This window comes from Streptomyces toyocaensis (assembly GCF_000725125.1).
GTDB classification, from domain to species: domain Bacteria; phylum Actinomycetota; class Actinomycetes; order Streptomycetales; family Streptomycetaceae; genus Streptomyces; species Streptomyces toyocaensis.
Map to the genome: position 1 here is coordinate 1 of NZ_JFCB01000065.1, position 8,138 is coordinate 8,138.

Annotated in this window: 8 protein-coding genes, 1 other RNA gene and 2 pseudogenes; 6 read left to right on the forward strand and 5 right to left on the reverse strand. The window is 72.6% G+C overall.

Annotation, left to right across the window (positions count from 1 at the left end):
- Positions 1-857, forward strand: an 857-nt coding sequence (locus tag BU52_RS32505) for a bifunctional RNase H/acid phosphatase (RefSeq protein WP_051858778.1), incomplete at its 5' end; no start/stop codon positions are given.
- Here the strand turns inward: BU52_RS32505 and eda are convergent.
- The 4 genes from eda to BU52_RS32525 all read right to left on the reverse strand — a co-directional run bounded on the left by eda (position 854) and on the right by BU52_RS32525 (position 3,922).
- A complete protein-coding gene (gene eda, locus BU52_RS32510; protein ID WP_037941433.1) occupies positions 854-1,486 on the reverse strand; it encodes a bifunctional 4-hydroxy-2-oxoglutarate aldolase/2-dehydro-3-deoxy-phosphogluconate aldolase in 633 nt (210 codons plus the stop codon). The two genes, BU52_RS32505 and eda, sit on opposite strands and share 4 nt — an antisense overlap.
- Positions 1,487-1,549: 63 nt before the next feature.
- Positions 1,550-2,332 (reverse strand): peroxide stress protein YaaA, encoded by a 783-nt coding sequence (yaaA, locus tag BU52_RS32515; RefSeq protein WP_037941447.1) that lies wholly within the window; start codon positions 2,330-2,332, stop codon positions 1,550-1,552.
- Between the two features lie 223 nt (positions 2,333-2,555).
- Positions 2,556-3,119, reverse strand: coding sequence for a hypothetical protein (locus BU52_RS32520; protein WP_051858779.1), 564 nt, complete (start codon positions 3,117-3,119; stop codon positions 2,556-2,558).
- A 47-nt stretch (positions 3,120-3,166) separates the two neighbouring features.
- The gene (locus tag BU52_RS32525; protein ID WP_037941438.1) at positions 3,167-3,922 is read right to left on the reverse strand and encodes a MerR family transcriptional regulator; all 756 of its coding nucleotides are present in this window, start codon (positions 3,920-3,922) and stop codon (positions 3,167-3,169) included.
- 175 nt (positions 3,923-4,097) lie between these two features.
- Here BU52_RS32525 and BU52_RS32530 point away from each other — a divergent pair, with 175 nt between their 5' ends.
- The 5 genes and pseudogenes from BU52_RS32530 to BU52_RS36935 all read left to right on the forward strand — a co-directional run bounded on the left by BU52_RS32530 (position 4,098) and on the right by BU52_RS36935 (position 7,598).
- Complete coding sequence (locus tag BU52_RS32530) at positions 4,098-4,931, forward strand: AraC family transcriptional regulator (protein WP_037941441.1); 834 nt, start codon at positions 4,098-4,100, stop codon at positions 4,929-4,931.
- Between the two features lie 19 nt (positions 4,932-4,950).
- Positions 4,951-5,730, forward strand: a pseudogene (locus BU52_RS37230) (DMT family transporter); the annotation flags it as partial.
- 115 nt (positions 5,731-5,845) lie between these two features.
- An RNA gene (gene rnpB, locus BU52_RS32990) (RNase P RNA component class A) lies at positions 5,846-6,253 on the forward strand.
- A gap of 123 nt (positions 6,254-6,376) precedes the next feature.
- Positions 6,377-6,898 (forward strand): hypothetical protein, encoded by a 522-nt coding sequence (locus tag BU52_RS37235; RefSeq protein WP_407702090.1) that lies wholly within the window; start codon positions 6,377-6,379, stop codon positions 6,896-6,898.
- A 136-nt stretch (positions 6,899-7,034) separates the two neighbouring features.
- Complete coding sequence (locus BU52_RS36935) at positions 7,035-7,598, forward strand: phosphotransferase family protein (protein WP_268747640.1); 564 nt, start codon at positions 7,035-7,037, stop codon at positions 7,596-7,598.
- A 355-nt stretch (positions 7,599-7,953) separates the two neighbouring features.
- Here BU52_RS36935 and BU52_RS36740 read toward each other — a convergent pair.
- A pseudogene (locus tag BU52_RS36740) lies at positions 7,954-8,138 on the reverse strand (hypothetical protein); the annotation flags it as partial.

The window sequence follows — 8,138 nt, forward strand, 5'->3', positions numbered from 1 at the left end:
ATGCGCGGGCGGGCGGGGCGGATGCCGCAGCTCGCGGGGCTACGGACGCCGGGGCGGACGCCGCCGCCGGTGGTGGGCACGGCCAGGCGGAGGGCGGGGCCGATGATCGGGCTGCCCGTGCGGCAGGAGCCGCCCCGCGGACGGCCGGGGGCGGCGCCGGCGCCGACGTGCGGGCCGCGCGGGCCGTGGCGACGCCCAGTTCCGGGTGGGCGCCCGCCGACATGGGCCCGCCGGCGACCTTCGTGCTGCTGCGGCACGGGGAGACGCCGCTGACCCCACAGAAGCGTTTCTCGGGAAGCGGCGGCAGTGACCCCTCCCTCTCCGGCATCGGACGTGAACAGGCCGAGAAGGTCGCCGCCGCGCTCGCCCGCCGCGGCACCGTCCAGGCGATCGTCGCCTCGCCCCTCGCCCGCACCCGCGAGACCGCCGGCATCGTCGCCGCCCGCCTCGGCCTCGACGTGAGCGTGGAGGACGGCCTGCGCGAGACCGACTTCGGCGCCTGGGAGGGCCTCACCTTCGGCGAGGTCCGCGAACGCCACCCCGAGGACCTGAACGCCTGGCTGTCCTCCCCGGACGCCGAGCCCACCGGCGGCGGCGAGAGCTTCGCGGCCACCGCCACCAGGGTCGCCGCGACCCGGGACAAGCTGATCGCCGCCCACGCGGGCCGCACGGTCCTGCTCGTCACCCATGTGACACCGATCAAGACCTTCGTACGGCTGGCCCTGGGCGCCCCGCCCGAGGCCCTGTTCCGCATGGAACTGTCGGCCGCCTCGCTCTCCGCGGTCGCGTACTACGCCGACGGCAACGCCAGCGTCCGCCTGTTCAACGACACCTCGCACCTGCGCCAGGAGGGTTAGCGCCGCAGCCCCGCGGCCCCGCGGGCCAGGGACTCGACCCGTGCCCAGTCACGGGCCGCCACCGCGTCCGGCGGAAGCATCCAGCTCCCGCCCACGCAGCCCACGTTGGGCAGCGCGAGATACTCCGGCGCGGACTCGGGGCCGATGCCTCCCGTCGGGCAGAAACGGGCCTGGGGGAGCGGCCCGGCGAGCGACTTCAGGTACGCCGTGCCACCGGCCGCCTGTGCCGGGAAGAACTTCATCTCCCGCACCCCGCGCTCCAGCAGCGCCACGACCTCCGACGTGGTCGACACCCCGGGCAGGAACGGCACCCCCGACGTCCGCATGGCCTCCAGCAGGACCTCCGTCCACCCCGGGCTGACCAGGAACCGCGCCCCGGCCGCGACCGCGTCGCCCACTTGCTCCGGCGTGATCACCGTCCCGGCCCCGACCACGGCGTCGCGCACCTCGCCGGCGATCGCCCGGATCGCGTCGAGCGCGGCGGGGGTACGCAGCGTCACCTCGATCGCGGGCAGCCCCCCGGCCACCAGCGCACGCGCCAGCGGTACGGCGTCGGCGACGTCCTCGACGACCACCACGGGCACGACGGGGGCGAGATCCAGGACGGAGCAGGGCAGGGGAGAGCGCATGGCGTCATCCTGCCCGGTCGATGCATAGCGCGCAAAGGGTGTTGCGCAAGGCGCAATGCGCGCTCAGTGCACCTCGTCCACCAGCACGTCCAGCGCCCAGGCCGTCCCCGCCCTGGCCGGCGCCGTCGCCTCCACCTCGTACCCGAGGTCGCGCAGCGCCACCACCAGCTCTGCGGGGTCCTTCGGGGCCGCGCCGGCCGTCAGCAGACTCCGCACGATCCGGCCCTTGGTCGCCTTGTTGAAGTGACTGACCACCTTGCGGGTCGGCGCGTGCAGCACACGCACCGTCGCCGTCCGTCCGGCCACCTCGCCCTTCGGCTTCCAGGCCGCCGCGTACGCCGCCGACCGCAGGTCGAGGACCAGCCCCCGCCCCGCCGCCTCGGGCAGCACCTCGGCCATCGGCGCACGCCAGTGACCGCTCAGCGCCCCGAGCCCGGGCAGCTTCACGCCCATCGAGCAGCGGTAGGAGGGGATCCGGTCGGTGACCCGGACCGCGCCCCACAACCCGGAGAAGACCAGCAGGGACCTCGCGGCCCGCCGCTTCGCCGCCGCGTCGAGGGACGCCAGGTCCAGGGCGTCGTACAGCACCCCGGTGTAGATCTCCCCGGCGGGACGCGCCCCGGCCGTCCGCAGCTCCGCGTTCTTCGCGACCTCGCCCCGCAGCCCCTCGCTCAGCCCGAGCACCTCGCGGGCCTTGTCCTCGTCGCCGGCGCACAGCTCCACCAGCTCGGCGAGGACCGCCTCCCGCGCGGCGGTCAGCCCGGGCAGCGACAGCGACTCGGGCCTCAGCGGGGCACCGCGGCCGGAAGAGGCCTTGCCTTCGGACGGCGGCAGCAGGACAAGCACACGTACTCCCTCGGTAGAGCTCGCCAGCCAGGGTACGGCGTGCGTCGGACCGCCCGGCTCGGCGCCGTGGACCACGGCGGGATCGAAGTCCGTGCCCGTGAAGTGGCCGGCCAGGACCGTCATGATCGCGCGCGACGGCGGTGTCGTCGTCGGGGGCGTGGTGGCCCGGGGACGGGTGTGCCGACACCAGGAAGTGGCGCCGGGGGGCGTCGAGCGCCGTCCGTCAGACGCTCTCACCGAAGAGAGGGGGTGCGGCGAGCCGCGCCCCGAGGGCGCGTACCAGTCCGTCGGAGTCGTCCGCGTGGAAGCGGACCACGCGGACCTCCTGGCGGCGGCCGAGGAGGGTGACGTGGGTGACCGGCTCGGCGAGCTCGACCGTGACCGTCGTCTGCGAGCCGACGGCGAGATCGAGCTCCCCCGCGGCCTTCTCCTCCCGCGTCGTCCGCAGCTCACGCCGGACCGAGGCGATCCGGTCCAGCGGTATCCGCAGGTCGACGTGGACGGCCCGGCGGACCCGCAGCGCGTCCGCGTCCAGGACATGGGGACGGACGACGGACGCGGCGTGCAGCGCGACGACGAAGACGACGGTGTACACGTCCAGGAAGAGCACCACCGCGTGCACCGTCGGCCAGTCGCTCAGCAGCACGGACATCGCCACCGTCTCGACCACGCACACGAACGCGAACCCGAACATCACGGCCGCCTGCCCGCCCGCGTACCCGAAGGCCCTGCCGCCACCGCCGGTGCCGTGCGTGCGCCGCACCAGCCACAGCCCGAGGCTCACCATCAGCCGCAGCTCGTGCCGGACCAGCGCCCAGCCCACCCGTACGCCCCTCACGACCCGCCCTCCGCCACCATCCGCAGCGTCCGCCGGATCGCCTCCGCCTGGGCGGGAGCGAAGTCGGCGTAGAAGGCCCGCAGGAAGCCGTCGTCCTCGTCGAGGACCGCTCCCTCCGGCACCAGTTCGGCGGGCACGCACGCGGCGAGGGCCCGGGCGGCCTCCTCCACCCGCGGATCGTCCGGTTCGACCTCGGCCAGCGCGTCGAGCAGGCGGTACACGGTCACGGCCCGCTCCGCCCCGCCCGGGGCGCCGACCACCCCGCCGAGCAGCCCCATCAGGCGCTCCCGCTCCTCCGGCGGCGCGGAGGTCTCGATGAGCGCCAGCAGCTCGCGGTCCCTGGCGGCCATGGGGGAGTCGGTGACGTCCCCCATCTCCCGGAACAGCCCGGCCAGTTCGGGGGAGACCGGCCCCTCGGCGACCGGCCCGCCCCCCGCCTGGAGCAACGCCCGCAGCCGCGCACGCCGGTCCCGGATCGCCTCCTCCTGCCGCGCCAGATCCTCGTCCAGCTCCGTCAGCACCTCGGCGAGGTCCTTCCCGGCGTCGTCCGCGAGCACGTCCCGCACCTCGGCCAGCCCCAGCCCCAGCTCGGTCAGCCGCCTGACCCGGGCCAGCACGACCGCGTGCCGCAGGGTGTAGTCCCGGTACCCGTTGCCCAGCCGCTCCGGCTCCGGCAGCAGCCCCAGATGGTGGTAGTGCCGCACCGCCCGCGTGGTGACACCGACGGCGGCGGCGAGTTCTCCGATCCGCATGCCACCAGTAGAAACGTTGACGTCGCGACAGGGTCAAGTAACCCGAGCGGGCGAACGGGACCGGTTCCTCGTCGACCGCGAGGCCTCCTCCGTCACGCTCTTCAGCGACCCGGCCCTTCGCCTTCGACCTGGACACCGGCGACTTCCTCTGATCCCCTGAGGGCGGGGGTGTGAGATGGGGGACGTGCGGGAACAGGCCCGGTGGACCAGGGCGCGGCTCGGGCGGTGCGGTCCTCCGCTCGACCTGCTGACCGCCCGCTTCAGCCGGCACGAGTACGCCCCGCACACGCACGACGAGTTCACGGTCGGGGTCACCGTCGGCGGCCTCGAGGTCATCGCCTACCGCGGGGGCCGCGTCGTGTCCGGGCCCGGCTCGATCGTCGTCCTGGAGCCCGGCGAGATGCACACCGGTGGTCCCGCCGCCTCCGACGGCTACTCCTACCGCGCCCTCTACGCGGCCCCCGCCCTCCTCGGCGACGGCACCCTCGGCACCGGCCTGCCGCACTTCCGCGAGCCCGTCCTTGACGACCCGGAGCTCGCCGCCGCCCTGCGCCGCGCGCACACCGACCTCAGCGCCCACCCCGATCCCCTGGAGGCGGAGTCCCGCCTCCCGTGGCTGCTCACCGCCCTCGCCCGCCGCCACTCCACGTCCCGCGCCGACGACGACACCGTCCCCGGAGCCGGTCCCGTCGCCCTCGCCGTCCGCGACCGTCTGGCCGACGAGCTGCTCGCCCCGCCCTCCCTCGCCGTACTCGCCGCCGACCTCGGCCTCTCCCGCTACCAGCTCCTCCGCGCGTTCCGTACGACGATGGGGGTACCCCCCTACGCCTGGCTCGCCCAGTACCGGGTGACCCGGGCCCGCGCCCTGCTCGACACCGGACTGCGCCCCGCCGAGGTGGCGGGTCTCGTCGGCTTCGCCGACCAGGCGCACCTGACCCGCTGGTTCCGCCGCGTCCTCGGGGTGACTCCGGCGGCGTACCGCAACAGCGTTCAAGACGTCGGGCGTTGAACCGGACGACACTCACCGCATGACTGCACGCGGCTGGTTCCTGTTCTCCCTGATGGGAGTGGTCTGGGGCATCCCCTATCTGATGATCAAAGTGGCGGTGGACGAAGTGTCCCCGTCGGCGGTGGTGTTCGTACGCTGCGCCCTCGGCGCCCTGCTCCTGCTCCCCTTCGCCCTGCGGCAGCCCGGGCTGGCCCGCACCGTGCGGACGCACTGGAAGCCGATGCTGGCGTTCGCGGTCATCGAGATCGTCGGCCCCTGGTACACCCTGACCGACGCCGAACGCCACCTGTCCAGCTCCACTGCCGGCCTGCTGATCGCGGGCGTGCCGATCGCCGGCGTCCTGCTGGCACGCTTCTTCGGCGCCGCGGAGACGCTGGGCGCCCGCCGGATCACGGGCCTCGCGCTCGGTCTCGGCGGCGTCGGCGTCCTCACCGTCCCCCACCTGACCGGCGGTAACGCCCTGTCCCTGGCGGAGGTCCTGGTGACGGTGATCGGCTACGCCACGGCTCCCCTGATCGCCGACCGCCACCTCAGGGACGTCCCCACGCTGCACCTCATCACGCCCTGCCTGGCCCTGGCCGCCCTCGTCTACGCCCCCGCGGCGATCGCGACCCGCCCGGCCGCCCTGCCCTCGGCCGACACCCTGGCCGCCCTGGCCGCCCTCGGCGTCGTCTGCACGGCGGTGGCCTTCGTGGCCTTCCTGGAACTGATCAAGGAGGCCGGCCCGATCCGCGCCTCGGTGATCACCTACGTCAACCCGGCGGTCGCGGTCGCGGCCGGCGCGCTCCTCCTGGACGAACACCTGACCGCGCCCGTGCTGGCCGCCTTCGCCCTGATCCTCACCGGCTCGGTCCTGGCGACGGCCGCCGCGCCGAAGCCCCGCTCACGCCCGGTACCATGGTCCACACGGCAGACGAGCCGGGCGGGCGGCCGCGTGGAGTCCCTTGCGGGACTCCCCGAGGAACGTCCGGGCTCCACAGGGCAGGGTGGTGGCTAACGGCCACCCGGGGTGACCCGCGGGACAGTGCCACAGAAAGCAAACCGCCGGAGACCTCGGTCCCCGGTAAGGGTGAAACGGTGGTGTAAGAGACCACCAGCGCCTGAGGTGACTCAGGCGGCTAGGTAAACCCCACCCGGAGCAAGGTCAAGAGGAGACGCCTCTTCGGAAGCGTCTCTGCGCGGACGATCGAGGGCTGCCCGCCCGAGTCCGCGGGTAGACCGCACGAGGCCGGTGGCAACACCGGCCCTAGATGGATGGCCGTCGCCGGCGGGCCCGCGAGGACCCGCCGGAACAGAACCCGGCGTACAGCCCGGCTCGTCCTGTCGCACCCCCTCCGGCCCAGGTCAGAGGGGGTGTCCACTCCGCCATTCGGCTCCGGGGTCGAATCGACGTCGAATTGGGTGGGTAGACCGTTCCACGGGTCAACTGAACAGCAGCAGAAGCCATGCCTTCATCCCTTCTGGAGCTTTACGATCTGGTCCTGTTGAAGGACCAGGACACAGGACAGGCCAGCCGGCGCTTCGAGATCGCCATCGAAGGCCACGACGACGCATACGCCCGCTCGCGTGCAATTTCCGGTACGAAACTGGCGAGCCTTCTGATGGCCAAAGGCGACCCGCAACAGGCCACGGCCATCGGCCACCAGGCCCTCACGGACGCCGGCCACCTGACCTCCCGGCGAGCTGCAGACGACCTGAAGGAACTCACCCGGTTCGCCGCCCGGCACCGTCGCATCCCCGAAGTGGCGTACCTTCGCGAGCGAATCGGCGCTACGTTGCAGGCACGACGATCTCGGCCCATGCCTCCTCCGCGGTCCTGGTCGCAGCCTGCTCGGCGGCCGGACTCGATCCACCTGGCGCCGAGCCGATTCGCATCGCCGAGAACGCGATATGGCGTCTGCCGGGTCAGCGTGCCATCGTACGCATCGCGCGCCCCGGTCAGTCGGCGGCAGCCGTCCGAGAGGTGAACGTCGCTCAGTGGCTGGCCGACAAGGACGTGCCAGCAGTTCGCGCGCTGCCGGTCGACCAGCCGGTCGAGGTCAGCGGGCCCAGTGACGTTCTGGGAGGAACTACCCGCGCACACAAAACGGCACCGTCCACGACGTGGTGCAGCTCCTCAAAAGGCTTCATCCGCTGCCGGTTCCCGACTTCCCACTGGGCGAGCTCGACCCGTTCGTCCGTGTGTCGGAGAGGATCGACGTCGCGACGCCCCTGACCGAGGACGACCGGTCGTGGCTCCGGCAACGGCATGAGGAACTGCAACGCCAGTGGGTACAGCGTCCTTCCGGGCTGCCCGACTGTGTCGTGCATGGTGACGCGTGGGTGGGCAACGTCGCCCGGACGGCCCGCGGCCCGATCCTGTTGGACTTCGAGCGAGTGTCCGTGGGACCACCGGAGTGGGACCTGGTCTCCACCGCGGTGAAGCTCACCACGACCGGTGCCGTGAGCGCCCCCGAGTACGCAGAGTTCTGCGACTTGTACGGCGTAGATGTGACGGAGTGGGAGGGGTACGAACTGCTCGCCGGTGCACGCGAGTTGCGTATGGCCACTTATGCGGCTCAGCATGCTGCGACTCGACCGGAGTGGCAGGAGGAAGCGCAGTATCGCGTGGACTGCCTTCGCGGCCGGCGCGGACCGCGGCCCTGGAAGTGGACGGGGATCATGTAACTGCCGTGGCGCTGCCCTGGCACGAGCACGCCGATGATCTGCGTGTCCAGATCATGAACGACGTCCCCGAGACTCCTTGACCGCCTGTACCACTGCTATGACCGGTGGACTGAGGAGCTCCGGCGCATGCGACGCACCTTCATACCGCTCGCCCTCCCTGCTCTCGCGCTGGCCAGCTACGGCACCGAGGAGGACAAGGAGGCGAGGTAGGGGAACCGGTAACCCTGTCGCCAGCCGCAAGCGATGCTGAGCTTGCAAGAGGGTCACCGTGTGGGGGTGCGGTAAGACCGACGTCATCAGCCGCACAAGCAGTGATCGTCATGACTGCGGGAGCTGAGAGCCCGATCCGGGTGACTCACGAATGATCGTTGACCGACGTCCCGGGCCTCCTCACCGCTTCCTTCCGCCAGTGGTTGGCGCTTTGTCGAGTAATGCGCACGTCGGGATGGTCGGGGCCGAGCACCCGCTCCATGTGTGTCAGCAGGTCGGCGTACGCCTGGGCTGCTCCGGCTGCATCCCCCGCCTCCCCCCGCCAGCCGG